The organism is Thiomonas sp. FB-Cd, assembly GCF_000733775.1.
GTDB lineage: Bacteria > Pseudomonadota > Gammaproteobacteria > Burkholderiales > Burkholderiaceae_C > Thiomonas_A.
On sequence record NZ_JPOE01000005.1, the window covers coordinates 1,196,612 to 1,220,064 of the forward strand.

23 protein-coding genes and 1 pseudogene are annotated in these 23,453 nt (G+C 64.7%); 11 read left to right on the top strand and 13 right to left on the bottom strand.

What is annotated here, in order from left to right:
* The first annotated feature begins 79 nt into the window (after positions 1 to 79).
* The 5 genes from CD04_RS0119330 to tatA all read left to right on the top strand — a co-directional run bounded on the left by CD04_RS0119330 (position 80) and on the right by tatA (position 4,533).
* Positions 80 to 595, top strand: coding sequence for a ribonuclease P protein component (locus CD04_RS0119330; RefSeq protein WP_051849450.1), 516 nt, complete (start codon positions 80 to 82; stop codon positions 593 to 595).
* Positions 592 to 951: a membrane protein insertion efficiency factor YidD gene (gene yidD / locus CD04_RS23425; RefSeq protein WP_081858095.1), complete on the top strand. Its 360-nt coding sequence runs from the start codon at positions 592 to 594 to the stop codon at positions 949 to 951. The genes CD04_RS0119330 and yidD overlap by 4 nt, the downstream gene beginning before the upstream one ends.
* A gap of 68 nt (positions 952 to 1,019) precedes the next feature.
* Positions 1,020 to 2,693 carry a membrane protein insertase YidC gene (yidC, locus tag CD04_RS0119340; protein ID WP_031409773.1) on the top strand — a complete coding sequence of 558 codons (1,674 nt, stop codon included), beginning with the start codon at positions 1,020 to 1,022 and terminating at the stop codon, positions 2,691 to 2,693.
* Between the two features lie 57 nt (positions 2,694 to 2,750).
* Complete coding sequence (gene mnmE / locus CD04_RS0119345; protein ID WP_031409775.1) at positions 2,751 to 4,181, top strand: tRNA uridine-5-carboxymethylaminomethyl(34) synthesis GTPase MnmE; 1,431 nt, start codon at positions 2,751 to 2,753, stop codon at positions 4,179 to 4,181.
* An 85-nt stretch (positions 4,182 to 4,266) separates the two neighbouring features.
* Positions 4,267 to 4,533, top strand: coding sequence for a Sec-independent protein translocase subunit TatA (gene tatA, locus CD04_RS0119350; protein WP_081858096.1), 267 nt, complete (start codon positions 4,267 to 4,269; stop codon positions 4,531 to 4,533).
* Between the two features lie 29 nt (positions 4,534 to 4,562).
* Here tatA and CD04_RS0119355 read toward each other — a convergent pair whose 3' ends face one another.
* Complete coding sequence (locus tag CD04_RS0119355; RefSeq protein ID WP_031409779.1) at positions 4,563 to 5,570, bottom strand: D-2-hydroxyacid dehydrogenase family protein; 1,008 nt, start codon at positions 5,568 to 5,570, stop codon at positions 4,563 to 4,565.
* Between the two features lie 240 nt (positions 5,571 to 5,810).
* Between CD04_RS0119355 and CD04_RS0119360 the strand changes: the two genes are divergently transcribed.
* Positions 5,811 to 6,377 (top strand): CoxG family protein, encoded by a 567-nt coding sequence (locus tag CD04_RS0119360; protein ID WP_031409781.1) that lies wholly within the window; start codon positions 5,811 to 5,813, stop codon positions 6,375 to 6,377.
* Between the two features lie 33 nt (positions 6,378 to 6,410).
* On the opposite strand, the gene CD04_RS0119365 is transcribed toward CD04_RS0119360, so the two are convergent.
* Together CD04_RS0119365 and CD04_RS23430 are read right to left on the bottom strand one after the other, a co-directional pair.
* Positions 6,411 to 8,210 carry a cation:proton antiporter gene (locus CD04_RS0119365; RefSeq protein ID WP_051849451.1) on the bottom strand — a complete coding sequence of 600 codons (1,800 nt, stop codon included), beginning with the start codon at positions 8,208 to 8,210 and terminating at the stop codon, positions 6,411 to 6,413.
* 140 nt (positions 8,211 to 8,350) lie between these two features.
* Entirely contained in the window at positions 8,351 to 8,698 is a 348-nt protein-coding gene (locus tag CD04_RS23430; RefSeq protein ID WP_081858097.1) for a helix-turn-helix transcriptional regulator, read from the bottom strand.
* Between the two features lie 131 nt (positions 8,699 to 8,829).
* Between CD04_RS23430 and CD04_RS0119375 the strand changes: the two genes are divergently transcribed.
* Positions 8,830 to 10,143: an MFS transporter gene (locus CD04_RS0119375; protein ID WP_031409786.1), complete on the top strand. Its 1,314-nt coding sequence runs from the start codon at positions 8,830 to 8,832 to the stop codon at positions 10,141 to 10,143.
* A gap of 46 nt (positions 10,144 to 10,189) precedes the next feature.
* Here CD04_RS0119375 and CD04_RS0119380 read toward each other — a convergent pair whose 3' ends face one another.
* On the bottom strand, positions 10,190 to 10,474 hold the full coding sequence (locus CD04_RS0119380) for a DUF3567 family protein (protein WP_031409788.1): 285 nt from the start codon (positions 10,472 to 10,474) through the stop codon (positions 10,190 to 10,192).
* A 465-nt stretch (positions 10,475 to 10,939) separates the two neighbouring features.
* Positions 10,940 to 12,166 (bottom strand): DUF3108 domain-containing protein, encoded by a 1,227-nt coding sequence (locus tag CD04_RS0119385; RefSeq protein WP_051849452.1) that lies wholly within the window; start codon positions 12,164 to 12,166, stop codon positions 10,940 to 10,942.
* Positions 12,167 to 12,389: 223 nt separating this feature from the next.
* Here CD04_RS0119385 and CD04_RS22300 point away from each other — a divergent pair, with 223 nt between their 5' ends.
* The 3 genes and pseudogenes from CD04_RS22300 (at position 12,390) to CD04_RS25390 (ending at position 14,568) form a co-directional block, all read left to right on the top strand.
* Positions 12,390 to 13,133: a PhaM family polyhydroxyalkanoate granule multifunctional regulatory protein gene (locus CD04_RS22300; protein WP_038168581.1), complete on the top strand. Its 744-nt coding sequence runs from the start codon at positions 12,390 to 12,392 to the stop codon at positions 13,131 to 13,133.
* Between the two features lie 212 nt (positions 13,134 to 13,345).
* Positions 13,346 to 13,926 (top strand): annotated as a pseudogene (locus CD04_RS25385) (FIST N-terminal domain-containing protein); the annotation flags it as partial.
* A 39-nt stretch (positions 13,927 to 13,965) separates the two neighbouring features.
* The gene (locus CD04_RS25390; protein ID WP_369792870.1) at positions 13,966 to 14,568 is read left to right on the top strand and encodes an FIST C-terminal domain-containing protein; all 603 of its coding nucleotides are present in this window, start codon (positions 13,966 to 13,968) and stop codon (positions 14,566 to 14,568) included.
* Between the two features lie 93 nt (positions 14,569 to 14,661).
* Here CD04_RS25390 and CD04_RS0119400 read toward each other — a convergent pair whose 3' ends face one another.
* From CD04_RS0119400 to mnmG, 5 genes are read right to left on the bottom strand one after another with little or no spacing between them, the layout of a single operon-like run.
* On the bottom strand, positions 14,662 to 15,576 hold the full coding sequence (locus CD04_RS0119400; RefSeq protein WP_051849453.1) for a ParB/RepB/Spo0J family partition protein: 915 nt from the start codon (positions 15,574 to 15,576) through the stop codon (positions 14,662 to 14,664).
* Between the two features lie 34 nt (positions 15,577 to 15,610).
* Positions 15,611 to 16,153, bottom strand: coding sequence for an alpha/beta hydrolase (locus CD04_RS0119405; protein ID WP_031409796.1), 543 nt, complete (start codon positions 16,151 to 16,153; stop codon positions 15,611 to 15,613).
* Positions 16,154 to 16,156: 3 nt separating this feature from the next.
* The gene (locus tag CD04_RS0119410) at positions 16,157 to 16,972 is read right to left on the bottom strand and encodes a ParA family protein (protein ID WP_038168910.1); all 816 of its coding nucleotides are present in this window, start codon (positions 16,970 to 16,972) and stop codon (positions 16,157 to 16,159) included.
* Between the two features lie 32 nt (positions 16,973 to 17,004).
* On the bottom strand, positions 17,005 to 17,667 hold the full coding sequence (rsmG, locus tag CD04_RS0119415; RefSeq protein ID WP_038168912.1) for a 16S rRNA (guanine(527)-N(7))-methyltransferase RsmG: 663 nt from the start codon (positions 17,665 to 17,667) through the stop codon (positions 17,005 to 17,007).
* 20 nt (positions 17,668 to 17,687) lie between these two features.
* Positions 17,688 to 19,616, bottom strand: coding sequence for a tRNA uridine-5-carboxymethylaminomethyl(34) synthesis enzyme MnmG (mnmG, locus tag CD04_RS0119420; protein ID WP_031409802.1), 1,929 nt, complete (start codon positions 19,614 to 19,616; stop codon positions 17,688 to 17,690).
* 382 nt (positions 19,617 to 19,998) lie between these two features.
* Here mnmG and CD04_RS0119430 point away from each other — a divergent pair, with 382 nt between their 5' ends.
* Positions 19,999 to 20,199: a DUF2892 domain-containing protein gene (locus tag CD04_RS0119430; RefSeq protein WP_031409806.1), complete on the top strand. Its 201-nt coding sequence runs from the start codon at positions 19,999 to 20,001 to the stop codon at positions 20,197 to 20,199.
* Between the two features lie 362 nt (positions 20,200 to 20,561).
* Here the strand turns inward: CD04_RS0119430 and CD04_RS0119435 are convergent, their stop codons facing one another.
* The 3 genes from CD04_RS0119435 to CD04_RS0119445 all read right to left on the bottom strand — a co-directional run bounded on the left by CD04_RS0119435 (position 20,562) and on the right by CD04_RS0119445 (position 23,310).
* Entirely contained in the window at positions 20,562 to 21,338 is a 777-nt protein-coding gene (locus tag CD04_RS0119435; RefSeq protein ID WP_031409808.1) for a TSUP family transporter, read from the bottom strand.
* A 298-nt stretch (positions 21,339 to 21,636) separates the two neighbouring features.
* Positions 21,637 to 22,260 (bottom strand): MarC family protein, encoded by a 624-nt coding sequence (locus CD04_RS0119440; RefSeq protein WP_031409810.1) that lies wholly within the window; start codon positions 22,258 to 22,260, stop codon positions 21,637 to 21,639.
* A 90-nt stretch (positions 22,261 to 22,350) separates the two neighbouring features.
* Positions 22,351 to 23,310: an AAA family ATPase gene (locus tag CD04_RS0119445; protein WP_038168582.1), complete on the bottom strand. Its 960-nt coding sequence runs from the start codon at positions 23,308 to 23,310 to the stop codon at positions 22,351 to 22,353.
* Positions 23,311 to 23,453: the final 143 nt, after the last annotated feature.

Consider the following 23,453-nt stretch of genomic DNA (forward strand, 5'->3'; position numbering starts at 1 on the left):
TGCCTTGTCTGCGAGCCCAGACTCAGCTGCCCGTGCAGGTGGCACTTGCCACCAGTCCATCAAACGGAAGCATGCCCGCATGGCCGACGCGCATAACCTTGGCAGGCGGGAGCTCACCATTCGGCTTGTCCCTCTGACGCGTCCCGAGTCGTTTTCGGCGAGTCTGCGTGGGCCGGGTGTGCGTGGGCCGGAATTTTATTTGCATCACCGCGCAGCTCAGGAGGCCGACGGGATCCAGCCTGGTGCCTGCACCCGTGAGTGCGTGCTCGGTTTCGTCGTTCCGAAGCGGTTGTGCAAACAAGCCGTTCGCCGCAATTTGATCCGTCGGGTGATGCGCGAAGCGTTGCGCGAGGTCATGCGCCAGGATGACCTGCGATGGTCAAGTCCGGCACCCGTTCTGGTGTTGAAGCTCACGCGCAAGTTGCCCGACTCCTTCGTCAGCGCGAGCTCGCGCAACCTGATGCGGTACGTGCGGACGCAGATCCAACAGCTGCTGCGGCAATACCACGCGCGGATCCTTCGCGAGGCGTTCACGGATGTGGCACCAGCAAGTGGTCCGAACCCCAAGATTTACGCCCCATACGGTCCGCAATGAGACAGTTGCTCATCGCGTTGGTGCGTGCATATCAGTTGCTGCTGAGCCCTTGGGTGGGCGGTCAGTGCCGCTTCACGCCGACCTGTTCGCAATATGCCATCGAGGCCCTGCGCCAGCACGGTGCCGCGCAGGGAAGTTATCTGGGCGCCATGCGCATCGCGCGTTGCCATCCTTGGTGTGAGGGCGGGCATGATCCGGTACCGATGGTATTCAGCTGGGCTGCATGGCGGCGCACACGCGGTCCAGGCGACGATGCGTTGGGCGAGGAACAGCCCGTCGTGTCGGACGATGGCGCCGTGAACCCACCGCCAACCGCAACGCGAGTTGCGCAGGCAGTCAAGCCACCTCATGTCTAATACGCCGTTTTGGTCGCGCACCTCGTTTCGGATTCTGATTTCTTAACCTCACTCCCGCAGGATTTCGCATGGACTTTCGCCGCTCCGTTTTGTGGGTGATCTTCACCGTCTCGGTGATCTTTCTGTATAACTCCTGGCTGCGCTATAACGGCGGCAGCGGGCTGTTTGGCGAGCCTCCTGCGGTGACGGCGACGGCTTCCGCACCCGCGGGTCGCGCCGGTGACGTTCCCGTACCCGTTGCCCAGAATGCCACAGCGCTCCCCGGTGCAGAAGCCCCGGGCATCGTCCCGTCGGCGCCCGCCACCGCGCCAAGTGCGACGCTGACAAGCATCCGGACCGACGTGCTGGACATGAAAGTGTCCAACGAGGGCGGCAATTTGGTGTACGCGCGGCTGCTCAAGTATGCCAGCCACTCTGACGCGAAGGACGACGTGGTGCTGTTCGACAGCAGCGCGAGCAACACCTATCTGGCGCAGAGCGGCCTGGTGGGGGGCGACTTTCCCAATCACAAGACGCCCATGGTGCTTCTGCCAGGGCCCACCTCCATGGGCTCGGCCGACACGCTGACCGTGCGCCTGCAGTCGCCCGTGGTCGGCGGCGTGCAGCTCACACGCAGCTACACCTTCAAGCGAGGCAGTTATGTGATTGCCGTGCGCAACGAAATCAGCAACAGGGGTCAGACTCCGGTTGCGCCGCAGCTTTACATGCAGCTTGTGCGCGATGGCCACGACCCGAGTACGGGCACGCACTTCTATCACACGTTCACCGGGCCCGCCGTTTACGACAGCAAGGATAAGTTTCAAAAATTCGAGTTCAAGGACATCCACGACCAGGTCAAAACCATCAAGAGCAGCGATGGCTGGCTCGCGATGGTTCAGCATTACTTCGTGTCGGCCTGGTTGCCGCAGCCGGATACGGGCAATCGCGAGTTCTATTTGCGCAAGCTGCAACCCAACCTCTACGCCGTGGGCGTGATGCTTCAGCTGCCGCAACTTGCTCCCGGCGCGCACACGGTGCAGACCGATACGCTTTACGTGGGCCCGGAGATCGAGAGCCAGCTGCAGGGCTTGGCGCCGGGCTTCGAGCTGGTCAAGGACTATGGTTGGGTGACCATCATCGCCAAGCCTTTGTTCTGGGTGTTGGAGCAGGTCCACAAGGTTCTGGGCAACTGGGGCTGGTCCATCATCGGGCTGACCATTTTGCTGAAGTTGCTGTTTTTCCCGCTCACGGCCGCCAGCTATCGCTCCATGGCGCGCATGAAGGCGGTCGCACCGCGCCTCACCGCGCTGCGTGAACGGCATAAGGACGATCAGGCGGCGATGAACGCCGCGATGGTGGAGATGTACCGCAAGGAAAAGATCAATCCGCTCGGCGGGTGTCTGCCCATCGTGATCCAGATTCCGGTATTCATCGCGCTGTACTGGGTCCTGCTGTCCAGCGTGGAATTGCGCGGCGCGCCCTGGCTGGGATGGATCCACGACCTGTCGGCCAAGGATCCGTACTACATCCTGCCGCTTATCATGACCGGAACATCGTTCCTGCAGGTCAAGCTCAACCCGACGCCGCCAGACCCGATGCAGGCGCGGTTGATGTGGATCATGCCGTTGGCGTTCTCCGTCATGTTCTTCCTGTTCCCTGCAGGGTTGGTGCTGTACTGGCTGACGAACAACATCTTCTCGATCGCGCAGCAGTGGTTCATCAACAAGAAGATGGGCGTGCCGGAATTTTCCGAGCCGAAGTAAGCGCAAGCGGGCGCCGCGGGGTGGCACGGCGATCCGTTCTGCACTTGGCTGCACGACATGGACGCGCTGGTACGCCGTAACGACCCCATCGCGGCGATCGCCACGGCCGCCGGTCGTGGCGCCGTTGGCATCGTGCGCGCTTCGGGGCGCGATCTGCGCGAGCTCATGCGAGCACTGTGCGGGCGGGAGCTGGCGCCCCGCCATGCCACGTTGCTGCCGCTGCGCGACGCGCACGCCGGCGTCATCGACACCGGCCTTGCGCTGTACTTCCCCGGACCCCACTCCTATACGGGCGAGGACGTGCTGGAGTTGCAGGTGCACGGAGGCCCGGTGGTTCTGCAGTTGCTGCTGGCGCGCATGCTCGAGCTTGGCGGCAAAGGGGGCATGCGTGCGGCCGAGCCGGGCGAGTTCACCGAGCGAGCCTTTCTCAACGGAAAACTCGACTTGGCCCAGGCCGAGGCTGTGGCCGATCTGATCGATGCGACGACTGAGGCTGCTGCGCGCAGCGCCTCGCGCGCCCTGGCGGGAGAGTTCTCACGCGGCGTGCAAGCGCTGGGCGACAGCCTTCGCGACTTGCGCGCGTTGGTGGAGGCCACGCTGGACTTTCCCGAGGAAGACATCGAGTTCATCCGCGCAGCCGGCGTTGCTGAACGCCTGCGCGGGCTGAGTGGCGACGTGGCCGATATCCTGGCGCGCGCGCGCCAGGGCGCGCTGCTTCGGGAGGGCGTACGCGTGGTGCTGGCGGGCCAGCCCAACGTGGGCAAGAGCTCTTTGCTGAACGCATTGGCCGGAGCCGAGCTTGCGATCGTGACGGATGTTCCCGGCACCACGCGGGACCGTGTCAGCCAATCCATCCAGATCGAGGGCGTGCCGCTGCACGTCGTCGACACCGCGGGCCTGCGCGAAACCCTCGACCAGGTTGAGCGCATCGGGGTTGAGCGCACCTGGGACGCGATCTCGGATGCAGACGCCGTCCTGTTTCTGCACGACCTGACCCGCGTCGGCGAAAGCCGCTATGCCGAAGACGAGGCACGGCTCGCCGAGCTGCTGGCAGCACACGCGCCACGCCACGCTGCACTGCTGCATGTGTGGAACAAAGTGGATGCACTGGACCCGGCAGAGGCGCCGGCACGCATCGCTGCGTTCGCCCGCCGGCACGGTATGGGCGGCTCGCGCAACGACCTGCTCCTTTCCGCGCGCAGCCATGCCGGCCTCGATGGACTGCGGCAGGCCTTGCTGCAAGCGTGCGGATGGCAGGCGTGGCCCGAGGGCGTGTTTATCGCGCGCACCCGGCATGTGCAGGCACTCGGGGCTTGTGCGGAGCATCTCCGGGTGGCGCAAGCCTTGCTCGCTGCAGCGAACCCCGCGCTCGATCTGTTGGCCGAAGAACTCAGACTGGCCCACCGCGAATTGATGGCCATCACCGGTGAAGTGACGGCCGATGCGCTTCTTGGCGATATTTTCAACCGATTCTGCATCGGCAAGTGAGTGCGGGGAACATTCGGGCGAAGACCCGGTCTTACCAAGTTGTGCATTGATCAGGATACGATGGCGTCCACCAACGGAGATCGCAATGGGCGAATTCAGCATTTGGCATTGGCTTATCGTGTTGGTCATCGTGATGATGGTGTTTGGCACGAAAAAGCTCAAGAACATCGGTACGGATCTTGGCCAGGCCGTCAAGGGATTCAAGGACGGCATGCGCGATGCCGAGGCAAGCGAGCCGTCGGTGCCTGCAGCGTCACCCGGACAGGCCGCGCAGCTGCCGCGACCGCTGGGAGAGGCAATGGCCGAAGTCAGTCAATCGGCGGCGGGCGCGTCGGGACGCGACCCGAATTGACGCGGCGCAAGCGGCCGCGCGCTGCTTGCCTAGCGCAGATGGTCGAGCGCTTGCGGGTTCAGGAGGTCAGCAGTGTCGCCTGCGGAAAAGTGACCGATCGCCTCAAATGCCTGCCCGAACAGGTGCTCGTAATGCTCCAGCTCGACGTAGCCGATGTGGGGCGTACAGATGGCGTTTTCCAGGCGCAGCAAGGGATTTCCCCGCATGATGGGTTCGGCCTCGAACACGTCCACTGCAGCCATGCCCGGACGGCCGCGGTTGAGCGCGGAAACCAGGGCATCGGAAGCGATGAGTTCGGCGCGCGCCGTGTTGACCAGGATGGCCTGCGGTTTCATGTGGGAGAGCTCACTGAGCGTGACAACGCCCCGGGTGGCGTCGGTCAAACGCAGGTGCAGGCTGAGGATGTCGCTTTCAATGAATAGCGCCTCGCGGGTCGCCGCCACGTCCAGGCCCGATTGGGCCGCAGCCGTGCGCGATGCCTCGCTGCCCCATACGAGCACGTGCATTCCAAAGGCCTGGCCATAGCGGGCCACGATGCGCCCGATGCGTCCATAGCCCCAAATGCCGAGCGTCTTGCCCGCCAGGCGCTGGCCTAAGCCGAAATTCACCGGCATGGACTGGGATTTGAGCCCTGGCTGCTGCCAGGCTCCTTGCTTGAGGTTGGCAACGTATTGGGGGATGCGGCGCATGGCCGACATGATGAGCGCCCAGGTGAATTCGGCGGTCGGGGCGGGGTCGCCTTTGCCCTCGATGACAGCGATGCCCAGTGCCGTACAGGCGTCGACGTCCAGATGGGCGCCGACGTGGCCCGTTTGCACGACGAGTTTGAGCTTGGGGCATTTGTCCAGCACCGCACGGGTGAGCGCGGTGCGCTCACGGTTGAGGACCACCACCTGCGCGTCGCGCAGGCGCACGGCGAGCTGGCCAGCGCCCTTGACGTTGTTGTTGAACACCTTGACGTCATGTCCGCTCAGGGTCGCAAAGCAGGCGAGCTTGCGCACGGCGTCTTGGTAGTCATCCAGAATCACGATTTGCATGGCGTAACTGTAGCGGCCAACGCGCCGCGTGTCCTCATGACGGGTGGCAGGCATGCCTCCAGACAGCGACCGGTTGACCGCTCGAGGTGCGATTGGATGAAATCCCTAAAAGGACTTTCCCGCAGTTTGTTGCACTGCAGCTTGAAAGTGGGGGTGTCCAGGGAATATAAGTACACATTAATACTGCAACGGGCGCGCCGCGCCCGTCCCACCGGTCCCTCATCCATTAGCGAGAACACCATGGACGTCCAAGGCAAACGCACCATTCCGCTGACGCCAGCCCAAACTTGGGAAGCGTTGAACTCCACCCAGATGCTCAAGTCCTGTATTCCAGGCTGTGAATCGGTCACACAAACCGGCGAAGGGCAGTTCGAGGTGGTGCAGGTGCTCAATATCGCGAACTACAAGACCCGCTTTTCCAGCACGCTCACGCTCGAGGATGTCAACCCGCCACACAGCTACGTCCTGCGATTTGAGGGCAATGGGGGCAATGCCGGCTTCGGCCTTGGGCGCGCGCTGATCGCGTTGCAGCCCACCGACGGCGGCACGCAGATGAACTACCAGGCCAGCGCCGAGGTCGGTGGCGCCATCGCGCAGATGGGACAAAGTGCGGTGGATCTGGCCGTCAAGGGGCTGATTGAAGATTTCTTCAGCCGCTTCGAGCGCAACGCGCGCGGCGACGAGTCCGCCCGGATGCCGGGCAGCATGGTCGAGCGCCTGTGGTTCATGATGCCGCCTTGGGCATGGGCCATTTCAACCCTGGTGGCCGTCTTCATCATTTACTGGGGCATGCACGGCACGTGGTGAGCGGCATGGCAGCGCCGCCCGAACGACGCTGATTCAGGACGCTGCCGTATCACCCGCCGGCGGCGCCCCGGCATCCTGGGCGTGCAGCGCCAGCTGCGCATCGTCCTGCAAAATATCTTCCAACTCCGCCCGCGCGCTTTTCGACAGCGCAATCAGTGCCGACTGATCATGCGAGACAGCTTGTTGGCGTTCGAGTAGGCGTTCGTCATGCGCTGCAAACAGGTTCGCGATGCGCTGCACATTCAGCCCCGGCCGAATCGCCTGCAGCGCCTGCTTGCCCATTTCGACACTCGACCACCACGTCTCGCGCGTTGCATTGCGCACGCCGAGCTCGCGCAGCCGCATGAGGTGGGCACGATTGCGTGCGCGGGCCAGCAGCGGCACTTCGGGGAAGTGCCGGCGCATGAGTTCAGCGATCTTCACACTGGCCTCGACGTCGTCCACAGCAAGAACGAACAGCTTGGCGTCGCCGACGCGCGCGGCGTGCAGCAATGCCAGGCGGCTTGCGTCGCCGTAGTAGATTTTATTGCCGAACCTGCGCACGAAATCCACCTGCTCGGGGCTCGCATCCAGTGCCGTGAAGGCAATGCCCTGCGCGTTGAGCATGCGGCCGACCACCTGGCCCACGCGGCCAAACCCGGCAATGACCACAGCTTCTCCCGGGGTGTCGATGGGGCTGAAAGGTGGCGTTTGGCGCTCTCGCATCCACGGCTTGAGCAGTCTGTCGTGCAGCATCAGCAAAATTGGAGCCAGTGCCATGGACACCGCCACGGCCGCCGTCAGGAGCTCCACAGTGGGCCGGCGCAGCAGCCCTCCAGCGCCGGCGTTGGCCAGCAGCACAAATGCGAACTCGCCACCACAGGCGAGAAAAATCGCCAGGGTCAAACTGGTTGACGTGTCCCCGCCGACGACGCGGCGCCAGACGAACAGCATGCAGGCCTTGAGCAGCAGGATGCCGGCGCCCAAGCCGACGACAAGATAGGGCTGCGCGGCCAGCAAGGGGAGTTGGATTCCCATCCCCACGGCGATGAAAAACAAACCGAGCAGGAGGGATTCGAAAGGTTCGATCGCGGCTTCGAGTTCATGGCGAAACTCGGAGTCTGCCAACAGGACGCCAGCCAGGAATGCGCCGAGTGAGGCGGATAAACCCACCGAGCTGAGGCCCACCGCAATGCCCACGGCGCCCAACAGGGCAGCAGCGGCAAACAATTCGCGGTTTCCGCTTCCAAATCGCGCAACATAACGGAACATCGTGGCCAGCACCGGTCTTCCGAGCACGGCGAGCAGCCCGAGCGCGGCCAGCGCCGGCCAGCCAGGCGGCTTGCCGCCGGCGCCCGCGAGGGCCAGAAGTGCCAGGATGGGAATGACGCTGACGTCCTGAAACAGCAAAATCGCGAACGACTCGCGCCCGAAGCGCGTGGTGAGCTCACGCCGCTCGGCAAGAAGTGGCAGGATGTAAGCGGTGGATGACATGGCAATGGCCACGCCGACCAGCGCCGCTGCGGCCCAGCCAAGCCCGAAGGCTGTGCCCAATGCGGCCACCGGGAGCGCGACTCCAGCCATTTGCAGCGTACCCAGGCCAAAGACCTGACGTCTCAGTGCCCACAGCCGGCTGGGTTGCAGCTCCAGACCAATGAGAAACATCAGCAGCGTGACGCCAAGCGCTGCGGTGTGCAGGATGGCATCGGGCTGGCTGTCCACGCGCAGCCCATAGGGGCCGACGGCCATGCCCGCCACCAAATAGCCCAGCACCGAGCCCAGGCCCAGGCGCTTGAAGAGCGGGACGAGCAGCACCGCGGCGGCCAGCAGGATGAGAAATGCAGTGGCAGACATGGCCCGATGGTAGGGCCAACCGCAGCGCGCGCTTCAAAGGCGAGCCGAGCCTGTACCGCCCTCGGGGAGGGGGCGTGTCGCGCACGGAGTCAGTCGCCGTGCGATTGGCGCGAAGTGCGCGCGGGTGGCCGCAGCCTGCGCTATGGGGACAGCTCGCCGCACAGCGCGCGCACGACAGCCATGACCTGTGGCGTCTTGATGCGGTAGTGCACGAACCGGCCGCGCCGCTCGGCGTCGACGATATTCTCGGCGCGCAGCCGCGAGAGTTGCTGCGACAAGGCGGCCTGACGCATGCCGACTGCGTGCTCGAGATCGCGCACACACATCGGCCCATCGATGAGCAGGCAAAGGATGCACAAGCGCTCCCGATGCGCCATGGCTTTGAGCACGCGCACGGCCAGCGCGCCCGAATGACCATGCAATTGCTGGGCGCGCAGGGCACCCAGCTCGGGGCGTACGGATATCGGGCTCGGGGCAACGAGGATCATGCGAGCAAGTCTATGGAGGTGTTCTTGAACTTGTTTTGACGCAGGGCAAGTTTTCTGCAGTGCGCCGCAACTTCCGGTGGCTTCTGCGCCCCGTGGCAAGCGCTGCTAGAGTTCGGGTCGGTCCCTCGCTCATGTCCGATCTCACTCCGCTCCCCGCTCATCCCCCGCTGCGCCTGGCGCTGGGTATGTGGGCGCTTGCGGCGGCGGCATATATGGCCGGGTTTTTCCTGCGGGTGACGCCCGGCGTGTTGAATGGTCCGCTGATGCGCGACTTTCATCTCAATGCCGCGCAGCTTGGCAACCTGGCCTCGTTTTATTTCTATTTTTACGCGGCATCGCAGATTCCCACTGGCATTGCCAACGATCGGTGGGGTCCGAAGGCGCTCATCGTGTTTGGCACCCTGTTGACGGGGCTGGGGACCCTCCTGTTTGCCGCTGCGCCCAACTACTCGGTGGCGCTTGTGGCTCGGGGCATGATCGGCCTTGGCCACGGTGTGGCATGGGTGTCGCTGCTGGAGGTTTCCGCTCGCTGGTTCGCCCCCCGGGTATTCGGCACCATGTCGGGACTGTCGCTATCGGCCGGAACGCTTGGTGCGGTGCTGGCGCAGGCGCCTTTGCTGGCAATGAGCCGGTTATTGGGCTGGCGTTGGACGCTGGCTGGCGTCGGGATCGTCTGCCTCGTGCTCGCGCTGCTGGCCTGGCGCACCATACGCAATTCACCGCGCGAGCGCGGATACCGCGATTGGCTGCCGTCACACGCTCCAACCTCGGCACGCGAGGTGCTGCGAGGCCTGCGCGCGGTCTGGCGTTGGCGCAACACGGCATTGCTCTTCGTGGCACCAAGCGGTATATGTGGCGCCTTCCTGACCTTCACGACGCTTTGGGGTGCGCCATTTTTGGAACAGCACCGGGGCATGAGCGGCGAGCGTTCATCCTGGGTCATCGCGGCGATGCTCGTTGGATTCTCGGTGGGTAGCATCGTTTGGGGCCGGCTGTCGGACCGGCTGCGCCTGCGCAAGCTGCCGTACGTGATCGGAGGCACGCTGACGCTGGCCGGATTTGCGCTGCTCACCCTTTGGCCGCAGGCGCCGGGGGGTCTGCTCTTGCCGGTCCTGCTCGCGAGCGCCGTGGGTGCCGGATCGATGGTCGTCGGCTTCGCCTGGGCAAAGGAGTCGGTACCGCAGGACCTCGCAGGCACTGCCACCGGGGTTCATAACACGGGCGTCATGGTCGGGGCGCTGATTCAGCTTCCCCTGTTGGGCTGGGTGTTGGATGCTTTGTGGACGGGACGCAGCCTCGCCGGAGTGCGGCAGTACGGGCTGCACGCATTCCAGATGGCATTTGGGGTGCTGATGGTGTGGGTCGCGGTGGCCCTTTTGTGCGTGTTTCTGGCCCGGGAAACCCACGCACAACCGCAGGCACGCGCACCGCAAAGGCCCCAGTAGACAACAGCGCCCGCCTTAGAAAGGCAAGCCGGGCGCCGGCTTCGGGTCAGTGAGCGTGCAGGTTCTGGCGCGACAGGGCCGAAAAACCATCAAGGAATTCGTCGATGTCATCGGTCGTTGGCGAGTTGGCCATGAGGTTCTGCACGCGCTCACGGAATCCGTCGGCCACGGGGCCGTCGATGAAGATTTCCTTGCGGGCGAATTTGTCGACGATTTCAAAGCCGCCGTGCCGCTCCGTGTCGCTGCTCTCGGAGCGCTTTTCCATGACGCGATCGGCCCAGTCGAGCTGGAAAACGCAAAACGCATCGGAATCGTAAATCATGGTTTGCATGGCTAGTCTCGCTTTCGGTGTGTTGTGGCGTTGCAATGTATGCCGGGCCGTGGTCGTTGCCGACCGAGCCGCCAACTAAAGCTCACTTTCAGAGTTGAACAACAGATAGGGGCAAGTAAGCAAGAATCAAGCCCACCCCCGAAACCGAGCGCGAATCCTGCAGCCCCACGGCCATTCAACGCACCGCGCTCCACATCGGTGCACACGCGTGCGCTCTGGCCCGCCATCAGGCCAATGCTCCGTGTCTCAGGGCAGCAAATGCTCGAGCGTCGAACGGCTAATAATGTCGGACATTTGCTTTCGTGATCGCACATGGCGTGGCGATCGGCGGGTCGGCCCTGCGGTGGCATTTGCATTGGGGGGATGGCGGTGGAGGCTGCACCCTCCCTCGGATTTGGGCCGCCTTCGGCGGAGCCGTCGCGTCTTTCTGCGTCGGCGACAGCTCGGCCAGCGCTGCGCTCGGCGCTACTGCTGGCGCGCTTGGCGAAGCGTGAACAGCAGGAAGTTCTCGTCGGATTGTTGCAGGCGAATCTGAACCGGCAGGTTTTGCAATGCCGGCGCGAGCCAGACTTCGGCACCCAGCCCGTGCTCGTCCCCGGGGTGGATAAGGTGCCAGCACAGCAGCCTGCCAACGTCGGTGCGCACCACGTCTTGCCCGGCGATGATGAAGTCCCATGTGGTGGTGCCTGTAGGCCTGGCGACTTCAAATGCCATGTGCTGGCCGACGCGAAAATCCTGGGGGCGCATCGTGAGCTGGTGGGCAAGTTGCATGAAGATGCTGGCACTGTCCTGAAGGTGGCTCGGCAGTGGCATGACCGTGCTGATGGCTGAGAAGCTGAGGGTGTTGTGATCGCGGTTGAAGCTCACGGTCTTGCGCCGTGTGAAGACGCGCTCGACGTAACGGTCGGGCGCGAGCCAGTTGCCGTCGATATGCCCCGTACTCGTGTAGGCGAAGCTCACGAGCGCCGCACCAGCGAGTTCAACGCGGTAACTGCGGCCGTCGCGTAACCAGTCCAGTGAGCCTTCGCCGTGCAGAGGGCCGCGGTAATAGCCGGACAACACATACTGAAGCTGGGTGGCCGGAGGCCACCCAAGGGCATCGGCCTGGCCTGCGGGCGCGGTGGCGGACGAGGATGCGTCCGCCGTGGGCGCGGGCGCCGACGATGCAGGGCCGGATGCCCCGGGGGCGGCGGATCCCTGATCGGCCGCCTGCAGATGCGGTGCCGCCACGTTTGGCAAGGCGGTGTTTGCGTTCGAGGGCTGAGCCGCGGAAGCGGACGGCGACAGAGGCGACGCGGGCAGGCTGGGGGTTGAGGCACCTCCAGCCACAGGCGCTGCTGGAGGCGCGGAGGCCTTGGGCGCCGGAAGGGAGGTTGCCTGTGACGGGGCGCGGCCCTGCCCTTCGCTGCCAAGACTCAATGTTGGTGCCGGAGGCGGGACGTGGTTTGGAGGCGAAGCGGGCGCGGGGTTGCGCGTTGGTGCAATGACCGGTTTGCTCACCCGGGCGGTGGGTACGAGCAGATGGACAAACACGGGCTCGGCAATGCGGTTCGGCTCGGCCGCCGGGAAAGCCCTGCCCAGGCCGTGCAGCAGCAAGGCGTGCAGGGCCACGACCACGAGAGCCCAGGCCAGCGCTTGCCGCCAGGCCAGTCGGCCTGTGGCATTGGGCGGCGAAGGAGCGGATTTCGACATGCGCGCATTGTGCCCCGGCTCTCCCGAGGCAGTTCTTGGCAGGCGCTGGGGCGGCGTGGGAGGCGGCGGGCCAGGCTCGCGCGGGGGTGGGGGCACGATCGGGGGCCGGTGTGCCGGCCGGGGGCTGCCATGGACCGCTGAGCATGGGGGCGACGCCGTGTGGCTTCCTGTTTGCAAGCGGCACGAGTGGCGCTATGCTGGGTAGCCATTCGCGAGGTGAGCCATGCATCCGTACACCCAAGGCCAGGCCATGCCAGGCATGGAGTTTTTCCAGTCGCTGCTCAAGGGCTCCGGGCTGCCGACGGGGTTTGCCAGTTGGATGGCCCCGACGATGGATCCGAAGGAACTCGAGCAGAAGATCACGGACTTGAAGGCGGTTCTGCAATGGCTGGAAGCCAATGCCAAGCTGACCCAGGCGACGATCCAGACGCTGGAAGTTCAGCGCATGACGTTGTCGGCACTGAAGACGATGAACGTGGATCTGGGGGAGCTGGCCGGACGCATGACCGAGGCAATGCAGGCGGGCGCACAGGCCATGGGGGCCGCTGCGGCCGATGGCCATGGCAGCGCAACTCCCCAGGATCCGTCGCCGGCCGCATCGAGCGCGGAGGAGTCGCCGGGCGCCGCGGTGGAGGATGCGGGGGCGGAGTTTCCGCTCCCGGGCGTGATGGATCCAATGCAGTGGTGGAACGCGGTTAGCCAGCAGTTCAGTCAGGTGGCGACCCAGGCGCTGCGCGAGAGTCCCTGGCCAATGCCGGGTGCCAACGCGGAGGCGAGTGCCGCATCCGCTGCTCCGGCGCCAGGCGGCGCACAGGCCGGATCGCCGGCTCGAAGGGCCAAGAAGGCCCAGTCCGGCGCTTCGCAAGCGGCAAAGCCCACTGTGAGGGGGGCGACGGTGGCCAAGCGCGCGAGCCAGCCCGGCAAGGGGGCAAGTGCGGCTGCGCGCACCAAGGTCGCCGGGAAGTAAAGCAAAGCGCCAAGGGGGCGCAGTCGCGTCCTGTTGGCGAGGCTTGACCGTGAAGGCTTGGCATGAGCCGCAAGGCGCTGCCGAAGCCGCTTGCCGTGCAAGCCCCCATCGGCCTGTCGGCACGGGAGCCGGCATTAGCATGGGTGCTCCTTGGTTTTCCCGTCGCCATCGGGGCCCACTTCACGCTCATTCATTTCTCGTTGGTACTTCCTATGCGTTTCATCAGCGCCCACGCAAGCCACAGTCACTGGGCCACAGCCCTGGAGCGGGCCTTGGCGCAGATTGCTGTGGCCCGCGCGCAGCCCGATACCATTGCGCGGCCGAATCTTGGCATCGTTTATTTCACCGACGCCTATGCGTCCGCTGCCGAGCCGCTGCTGCGTGAGCTGCGCAGCCGCACGGGGGTTGCCCATTGGGTGGGCGGGGTGGGCGTGGGCATCGCGGCGGATGCGCAGGAGTATTTTGACCAGCCGGCACTGGCGCTGATGCTGCTGCAGGTCCCCCGCGTGACTTCCGGGTTTTCTCCGGACTCAAGCCGCTGCAGCCCGCGTCGAGCGGTTGGCGCGGTGCGCACACAGCCCTGGTGCATGGCGATCCGGCCACGCCCGAGATGGATGATCTCGTTCGGGACATGGCCGGGCGCACGACCGCCGGTGAGATTTTTGGCGGCTTGGTCTCCTCGCGAGCGCAGGCGGTCCAGATTGCGGATGATGTGCTGCAGGGGGGCGTGTCGGGCGTCGCCTTTTCGGCGCGGGTGGCCATGGCGGGCGGCCTCACGCAAGGCTGTGAGCCGGTGGGGCCGGCGCGTGCCATCACGCGGTGCACGCAGAACGTGATCTATGCGCTGGATGGTGCGCCCGCCTTATCGGCCCTGTTGGACGATCTCGGCGAGTCCAGTCTGGAGTTGCCGCGCCTGGCGCCGCGCCTGCGCGCGACCCTGGCCGGGTTGTCGCCTGCTGCCGGTGGCGCACGAAGTGGGCGGCCCATCGGGGCCGAGACCACTCTGCGTCACCTCATTGGCGTGGATCCTACGGGACATGGCGTCGCGATCGCCACAGTGCCCGAGCCCGGCATGCATGTGCGATTTTGTCGCCGCGATGTGAACGCTGCTCGGCGTGACCTCATCCGGCTTTGTGCCGAGGTACGCGAGGAGCTCGAGCAGCGGCGCGAGGCGCGGTGGGTGGCAACGCAGCAGACGGCGAAGGTCGGGCGCCCGCCGCAGACGGGCGTGCCCGCACGTGGTGCCGTGTACGTCTCATGCGCGGGCCGGGGTGGCCCGCATTTCGGCGGGCCCTCGGCAGAGCTGGCGCTGGTGCGCCAGCATCTCGGGGACATGCCGCTCGTTGGCCTTTTTGCTGCAGGCGAGATCGCGGGTGATCGCCTTTACGGCTACACAGGCGTGCTGACCGTGTTCGGGGAAGATCCTTTGATGTGAGTACTCGCTTCATTCCAGAGCGAGGGCAATCAAGGCTTTAAGGCCCAAGACGCGTTGGGTCTGCCGGGTAATGGCGCGCACAGGCGCCGGTTGTCACGCGGCTGGCCGGAGAAGGGTGATGAGCCCATTGAGCTCGTCAAGCGAATGAAAGGCGAGGTGGATTTCACCGCGCACCGCTTTGCCACTTCCGCGCACGCGGATTTGCACGGGCGCGGCAAGGTGCTCGGCCAATTCGTTGGCGATGCGGTCCAGTTCGCGTTGTTCGCGCGACGGTTGGGCGCTGGCGCGAGGCTTGGCGCTGTCTTGGTGGCTCGCGCGGGTGCACAGGCGTTCGGTTTCGCGCACCGACAGGCGGCGGGCCGCGACCTGTTGCGCAACTTGGATTTGAGCGGCGCCGTCAAGCGCGAGCAAAGCGCGCGCGTGGCCCATGTCCAAATCCCCCGCGAGCAGCATGGACTGCACGGGTGTGGCGAGGTTGATGAGGCGCAGGAGATTGCTCACGGATGTGCGCGACCGCCCCACCGCCTGAGCCGCTTGCTCATGGGTGAAATGGAACTCGGCAATCAGGCGCTGGATGCCTTGGGCCTCTTCCAGCGGGTTCAGATCCTCACGCTGGATGTTTTCAATCAGGGCCATCGCCAAGGCGGCTTGGTCCGGCACCTCACGCACCAGGACCGGCACCACATCGAGCCCGGCCAGGCGCGCAGCGCGGCTGCGGCGTTCCCCGGCAATGATCTCGTATTTTCCCTGCTGCAGCGGGCGCACGAGAATCGGCTGCATCACACCCTGAGCTTTGATGCTCTCGGCGAGCTCGTACAGCGCACCTTCATCCATGCGCGTGCGCGGCTGGTATTTGCCGGGCAGCAATGCATCCAGGGGCAGGCTCGACGGGTGGCCGGCCGCGGTAATGTCGGCGCCTTGCGAGCCCAGAAGGGCTTCAAGCCCGAGGCCCAGGCCTTTTCGTTTCTTTCCGCCGGACGCGGGAGGGGTGGAGGGATTGGTGCTCATGGATGGGGGCGGTGGTGAAGTGGGGGAAATTGCATCAGGCGCGGGCGAGTTCGAGCAGCCAGTCGCGGCCGCGCGGCCAGTCACCCAAACCGCTTTCGGCGTTGATGTGGCGCAGCGCCCCGGCCTCGGTGTGGCGCGAGCCCCAAGCCAAGGCCATACGGGTGGTGGCCTCGGGGCGGCAATACGGGTCGTCGGTACTGCTGATGAGGCGCGTTGGAAATGGCACGCGCTGCAGGGCGTAGCGTTGCCAGCTTTGCAAGGCGGGTGGCAGGTCCTCGCGGGTGAGATCCGGTGGGGCAACCAGTAAGGCGCCCTTCACGCGGTGAGCATTGCGGCTGATTCCTGCCCAGCCCGCAGCCAGATGGCAGCCGAGGCTGTGCGCGCCCAGCAGCACGGGGAAGGCTGCATTCAGCACGGCTGCTTCAAGCTCGCAGATCCAGTCACCGCGCAGCGGGGTGGTCCAGTCGTGCTGCTGCACGAGATGATCACCATGCAACTGCGCCCATCGGGTTTGCCAATGACCCGGCCCGGAGCCGAGCCAGCCCGGAAGGAGCAGGACGGTGATTTGCTCGCTCATCGTCTAATCCTCTGCGGTGGCCGGACTGGGCGCGTTTGCGGGTGCGGGTACGGGCGTGCTCACCCGTTGCACCATCTCCTGCGCAAACTCGACATAGGCCTGGGCGCCCCGACTGGACCTGTCGAACACGACGCCTGGCTGCCCGTAGCTGGGCGCTTCGGCCAGTCGGACATTGCGCGGAATGACCGCGTTGAAGACCTTGGGGCCAAAGTGCGTCTTGAGCTGTTCGCTGACTTGTTGCTGCAAGGTGATGCGCGGGTCAAACATCACCCGCAAGAGTCCGATGAGTGTAAGGTCCGGATTCAGTCGGGCATGGACTTGCCGCACGGTATTGACAAGATCAGTGAGCCCCTCCAGCGCGAAATACTCACACTGCATCGGCACAACAACGCCTTGTGCCGCACACAGGCCGTTGAGCGTAAGAAGGCCAAGCGCAGGTGGTGAGTCGATGAGGACGAAATCATAGTCGTGACGCACCGCGTGCAGGGCATCTTTGAGGCGATGCTCGCGCCGTTCCTGGTCGACGAGTTCAACCTCGGCTCCGGCGAGCTCACGGTTGGCGCCGAGCACGTCGTAGCCGGCCTTGTCGCTGTGCCGCCGGGCTTCGGCAACGCTGGACATGCCCAGGAGCACCTGGTAAACGCTGGGCTGCAGACCGCGCTTGTCCACGCCGGAGCCCATCGTGGCGTTGCCCTGCGGGTCGAGGTCCACAAGGAGCACGCGCTGCCCCACTTGGGCAAGACCCGCGGCGAGATTCACGCAGGTGGTCGTCTTTCCGACTCCACCCTTTTGGTTGGCGACACAAAATACCGATGCCATTGCATCTCCCTCATTGAGGCGCGTGGTGACAGTCATTGCGTACGATGGCGGGTCATCCAAACCACGCAACGCTGGGCGTCGACGCCCGGTACGGTGAGCGGCTGGACTGTCGCGTCGATTGTGGGGGGAAGCGCCTCAAGCTCGGGCTGCGGTGTGACGCCCTTCATCGCGGCCCAGCAGCCCTCCTCGGCCAAGAGGTGCGACGTGAGCCGGATCAGCGTGGCAAGATCGCTGAAGGCGCGGCTTGTGATGCAGTCGAAGGCCGGCAGGCGCAGTTGCTCGACGCGCGCGTGCACAACCTCCACGCGGGTCAGGCGCAGCTCGGCAGCAGCCTGCTGCATGAAGGCGCATTTCTTTCGCACGGCGTCATTCAGCACCACGTGCATGCCGGGGCGCATGATGGCCAGTACCAGCCCCGGTAGGCCCCCACCGGAGCCGACATCGAGGAGGCGGTGCGAGGCGCGTTCGGTGATGCCTGGCAGCAAGGCAAGGCAGTCGGCCACGTGCAGGTCAAGCATCTGGCGGGGATCACGGATGGCCGTGAGGTTGTACACCCGGTTCCAGCGTTGCAGAAGATCCAGATAGGCGAGCAGCTGTGCGCGCTGGGTTGCACTGGCAGTCAGCTGCAGCGCATCGAGCACGCCGTCGAGACGCTGGGCCGTGCTCGCTGGCGCTGCGTCCAGGGGATCGTTCATGACCTGCGGGCGCGGCGGCATCAGGTCGATTCCCGCGCAAGCGCGGCGGGGCGCAGCCGGCGCTTGCGCAGGTGCACCAAGAGAAGGGAGATGGCCGCCGGGGTGACGCCGGAGATCCGTGAAGCCTGGCCCAAGGTCTCGGGCATGGCCCGCCCGAGCTTTTGCTGCACTTCGATGGAGAGCCCCTGCACGGCACAATAGTCCAAATCCGCCGGCAGCGGAAGGTGTTCGTATTCGGCGGCGCGTTGGACGTCTTGGTGCTGGCGATCGATGTAGCCGGCATACTTCACAGCGATCTGGACCTGCTCGGCTTCATCCGGTTGTAAGGGCTCGGCGGGGGCGAACCGTCCCTCCAGAGCCGAAATCAGCCGCGTGTAGTCAACCTCGGGACGGCGTAGGAGATCTTCGAGACGGTATTCGCGCTCGATGCCCTGCCCGATCAGCGCGGAAGCTTCGGCATGCGCGAGCATGCCGGGCTGCACCCAGGTCGAGCGCAGGCGCTCGCGCTCACGATCGATTGCATCGCGCTTGCGGCAGAAAGCGCCCCAGCGCTGGTCATCGACCAGGCCGAGCCTGCGGCCGATTTCAGTCAGGCGCAGGTCGGCGTTGTCCTCTCGAAGGCTCAAGCGGTATTCGGCGCGACTGGTAAACATGCGATAAGGCTCGTTGACGCCCTTGGTGATCAGGTCGTCGACCAAGACTCCGAGATAGGCTTGATCGCGGGCTGGACACCACGGATCGCGGCCATGCACCTGCAAGGCGGCGTTTGCGCCGGCCAGAATGCCCTGCGCAGCAGCCTCTTCGTAGCCGGTGGTGCCATTGATCTGTCCAGCGAAAAACAGCCCCTCAATCGCGCGTGTTTCAAGGGATGATTTCAGGGCGCGAGGATCAAAGTAGTCATACTCGATCGCATAGCCGGGGCGCAGCAGGTGGGCATTTTCAAGCCCCTGGATGCTTCGCACGAGCGCCAGCTGCACATCGAAGGGCAAACTGGTCGAAATGCCGTTGGGATAAAACTCATGCGTGGTGAGGCCTTCGGGCTCCAGGAAAATCTGGTGTGCATCCTTGTCGGCGAAGCGGTGAATCTTGTCCTCGATGCTCGGGCAGTAGCGCGGGCCCACGCCCTCGATGACGCCCGTGTACATCGGGCTGCGGTCGAGGCCGCTGCGGATGATGTCATGGGTGCGTGAATTGGTGTGTGTGATCCAGCAGGGTCGATGGGCCGGGTGCTGCTCGGGGCGGCCGAGGAAGCTGAAGACGGGCGTGGGGTCGCGGTCGCCCGGCTGCTCTTCGGTCCGGGAAAAATCGATGGTGCGGCCGTCGATGCGGGGTGGCGTGCCCGTTTTCAGGCGCCCCTGGGGAAGCTGGAGCTCCCTCAGGCGGCGGGCGAGCGAGACGGCGGGGGGATCACCGGCGCGGCCGGCTGCGTAGTGGTCGAGGCCAATGTGGATCTTGCCGTCCAGAAAGGTGCCGGCGGTGAGCACGACCGTGCGCGCATGAAAGCGAATGCCGCTTTGCGTAACGGCGCCGCGAACGCGTTCACCTTGGCCTGTCGAGGCAAGGATGAGGTCGTCCACAGCTTGCTGGAACACCCAAAGGTTGGGTTGGCCCTCAAGTTTTTGGCGGATGGCCGCTTTGTACAGCAGCCGATCGGCCTGTGCGCGCGTTGCGCGCACGGCTGGGCCCTTGCTTCCGTTGAGGATGCGGAACTGGATGCCCGCGAGATCGGTGGCCGCGGCCATGGCGCCGCCCAAGGCATCGATTTCCTTGACGAGGTGCCCCTTGCCGATCCCACCGATCGATGGGTTGCACGACATTTGCCCCAAGGTTTCGATGTTGTGGGTGAGAAGCAGTGTGGTGGCGCCCATGCGGGCGGCCGCAAGGGCGGCTTCCGTGCCGGCGTGACCGCCGCCAACGACGATGACGTCAAAGGTTTGTGGGTAATCCATGGGTTCAAGTCCTGAGCATCGATTGTAGGGCGAGCGAGCTGGCAGCCGAGGCACCGATGTTCCACGTGGAACATCGGTGCCTCGGTCTGGCGCGCATTGGCCGTTCGGTGGACCAAGTTCCGGGGCGCTGCCACCCGCGCGACTGGCGGGCGCGGGGCTGGCTTTGGGTGGCGTGTGGCGCTTTGGGGGGGGCAAGGATGCACGCATGCCGTTGCCGGCAAGGCGAGGCGCGCTGTGGATTCGAGGGACGGCGGAGTGCGGGAGCGGCAGATGGTGGATTGCGCACAGCGCGTGGCGGAACTCATGCGCGAGATCTGATTTGGGTCAGAGCCAAGAAACGCCGGGGCGCGTATAGTCTCACCATCGCAGGCAAGGAGGTCTCATGAAGATCAATGAAGGCGGTTGGGATCGTGTGGTTCGTGTCGTCGTTGGCTTGGCACTGATACTGGCGGCCGCGCTCGGTTATGTCGGCGTGTGGGGCTACATCGGTATTGTTCCCTTGGTCACGGGGATTATCGGGGTCTGTCCGGCCTACAGCCTGTTGGGCATGAGCACCTGCCCGATGAAGAGCCGCCAGGGCTGAGCTGCGCGCGTCAATAGGAGCTATGCACGGCGACAGCGGGTGTTCCACGTGGAACACCCGCTGTCTGCTGCCATCGGATGCCGGACCGGGGCCCGCGCCTGCAGCGCGTGTCCGTCGTCGTGTTCGCGCCGTTTCCCCTCGCTCGCCGTGTCAGGACGTCAGTCTTGCATTGGGGCGGACCGTCAAAGGCGGCCTGACGGGAGCGGGTACCGGCCCCGGGGTCGGGAAGGGTTGACGAAGGCGCGAAGCCGGGCAATGCCGGCGCACCAGCCACGAAGCGCTTCAACCATGCAGGCAAGCGAGCCTTCCGTTTTGCCCAGCCAGCTGGTCGGGCATGTTCGACGACCGATCGCCAGGTGCGATCAGTGGGCCGCCGCTGCAAAAAATGCGTCCCAAGCCGTCTTGGCGATCAGCAGCGCCACAATGCCGATGAACATCCAACGCACGAAATGGGTGCCTCGGCGCATGGCCAGCCGGGTGCCCAGCACGCTGCCGGCGATGTTGCAGAGGGCGATGACCAGCGCGATGGGCCACATCACGTGCCCTTTGCTTGCAAACAGCAGGAGCGCGGCCAGATTGCACGCAACGTTCACGACCTTCGCGCTCGCCGCGGCATGCAGGAAATCGAAGCCAAATCCACGGACAAACAGGAACACTAGAAAATTGCCGGTGCCGGGGCCAAAGAAGCCGTCATAAAACCCGATCACACCGCCACCGAGGACCGCCAACAGCGTTTCGGCGCGCCCACTGAGGTGCGGACTGTGGTGGTGCCCGAGATCCTTGCGGGCCAGGGTATAAGCGAGCACGGCGGTCAGGATGAAGGGCAAGGCCTTGCGGAACTCGCCTGACTCAACCCGCGTGATCTCGAAGGCCCCAAGCAGGGCACCGCCGAAGGCGGCCAGGGTTGCGGGGAGGACCGTGCTCCAGGGAATGCGAACGCGGCGCAAAAAGGACAGCATCGCTGCCGACGTGCCCCAGATCGCCCCACCCTTGTTGGTGCCAAATAGCGTGGCAGGCGGTGTGGTGGGAAATGCTGAAAATAGCGCAGGCACCAGAATGAGGCCACCGCCCCCGACGATCGAGTCCACGAAGCCTGCGGCCATTGCGGCCAAGCCAAGGGTGAGCAGGCCGAAATCCATCAACGGGCGGGTGCGTGTGGTCGCTGCTGTGGGAGGCTCGCACGCTCCCACGTCATGGAAATGGAGAAACCAAAAGAAAAGGCGCCGGAACCTTTGGTTCTGGCGCCCGGTATCAGCTTTGCCGCTGATGGCTTGGGGATTTGCGGATGCCCGCAACCCCTATGGGCTGTCTCCTCAGTGCTCACCCCTTGGTCAGGCTGCAGTGCAAGCATTGCGAATACGCAAGATTATTGAGGCGTTGCACGGAACATGCACGCGGGAAAACCCGAATCAAGTTGGTGCATCGCACCAATTCGAGTCACCGGCCCAGCCCCGGAAATAACTTCAGTAATCCGTCGCTCATCATTTCCACGGAAAGGGCCGCAAGAATCAGCCCCATGAGGCGTGTCATGACATTGATTCCCGTCTTGCCCAGAAAACGTGCGATGGGCTGCGCGGCACGAAAGGCCATCGCAGATGCGAGTGCGATCACCACACCGTACGAGACCAGCACGAGCAAGTCGCTCCAATGACGCGCCTTGTTGGCGTAGATGATGACCGTCGAGATGGTGGCCGGCCCCGTCAACAGCGGAATCGTCAGGGGGACGACTGCCACGCTGTCACTGGCTACGGCCTCATCCACTTCCTCCGGTGTGGACTTGACCGCACCCGGTTTGGCATTGAGCATGCTGATGGCAGAGATCAGCAGCAACATCCCGCCGCCCACCTGGAAGGATGCAAGCGAGATCCCGAAAAAGTGCAGAAGATCCGTACCAAAAAGCGCGCTGAGCCCGATCACGAGAAAGGCCGAAAACGCGCTCACCAAGATGGTGCGGTGCCGCTGCGCCGGACTGAAGCCTTCGGTGAAGGCGATAAAGAAGGGAATTGCCCCCAGGGGATTGACAATGGCCAACAGCGCCACAAGGGGCTTGATGAGATTCATGGCGGCGGGTGATGGATGCGCAGTCCGAAGCCTAGCGCCTCGTGCTTGCGCCCGCCAGGTGCCGGGCTTTGCAGCGGCGAAGCGCAGCTGTTACTGCATAAAGCCGATGCGTGCGCGCCGTCGTGCGTTTGCGCGGGCGAAGTCCTGCGGCAGGAGCTCTTGCCGACCCGCCACCTTCGCTGCGCCGAAGGCGCCATTGACGAGGCGCCGCATCTCCCGCGGGCTCACATGCGCAAGCGCATCGAGCGCGGAATCGCTAAGGGCCTCGGGGAACACGCCACCCCAATCGTGGCTCTCGCGTACGTCCCGGTAAAGCCGCGCCGCGATCGCGCGTCGCCCCGCTTCATCCGGGGGGTCGATCTCATAGACGTTGAGTCGATTGAGGATTGGATCGGGGATGGTCGAGGCGTCGTTCGCAGTGGCCACCCACACCACAGCGCTGCAGTCAATTGGCACTTCGGCAAACTCGTCGGTGAAATGCTGCGCCGTGTCATGCTCGAGCAAACTGTACAGCGCGCCAAGCGGGTCGTATTGCACGCTCGAGGCAGCCTTGTCGATTTCGTCGATCACGACCACAGGGTTGGCAAATTCGCCCTGCACGAGGGTTTCAAAGACCTTGCCCGGGCGCGACCCCTTCCATTGCGACGACGAGCCGGAGAGGATCCACCCGGCAGTCAGGGCATTCATTGGGGCGAGCGCCCAGCTCGTGCCCAAAAGCGCGGCAACCCGCCGCGCAAAGTGCGTCTTGCCGATCCCGGGCTCGCCCAGAAGCAGCATGGGAGTGACTTCGATGGCGTCACGGCTGTCCACGGCCAAAGCGACAGCGCGACGAATGTCCTCCAGCGGCTCGCCGAAATTGGGCAGTTCCTGCTGCAGGGCATCCATGTCGGGCAACTGCGCTGGCTTGATCGCCAGGCGCTGGCCACCCGCCTCAATCATGCGCGTGTAGGTGTGCCGCAGCTGTTCATGGGACTCGGCCGGCAGGCTCTTGAGCTTGCGCTCGACTTCGTCGACGGCATAGACGGATTTGTACGCGGCAACGGCAATCATGATGCACCTCCGGAAAGCACGAACTGCATGCAACCCCAAGCAGCAATCATGCCAGACCATCGGCGCAACGCAAGCCTTCACAGTTGTGCAATGACCGCAGGTTGTGGACTTTCGCACACATCGCGGGTTTTGCCGAAGTTGAC